Below are 259 nucleotides of genomic sequence, written 5' to 3'. Positions count from 1 at the left end.
CGATTTGAAGCAGGGAAAAGTCATCATCGTAGTCGATGACGAGAACAGGGAAAACGAAGGCGATTTCGTTGCGCTGGCGGAATACGCAACACCCGATGTAATCAACTTTATGGCTTCGCACGGAAGGGGGTTGATCTGCGCGCCGCTCAATGAAGAGATCGCTTCCCGGCTTGAGCTCCAACCGATGGTGGACGAAAATACCGATTCTCACCACACAGCATTTACGGTCAGTGTCGATCACCGCGATACAAAGACGGGG

At 52.5% G+C, this 259-nt stretch carries 1 protein-coding gene; it reads left to right on the top strand.

Features of this window, described 5'->3' with window-relative positions; translation table 11 throughout:
* On the top strand, positions 1-259 hold a 259-nt coding region (locus tag B0E34_RS22815), incomplete at both ends, for a 3,4-dihydroxy-2-butanone-4-phosphate synthase (RefSeq protein ID WP_165763019.1).

The sequence above is a fragment of the Chryseobacterium mucoviscidosis genome, assembly GCF_002177115.1.
GTDB classification, from domain to species: Bacteria; Bacteroidota; Bacteroidia; order Flavobacteriales; family Weeksellaceae; genus Chryseobacterium; species Chryseobacterium mucoviscidosis.
This window is presented reverse-complemented; position numbering and strand designations above follow the sequence as displayed.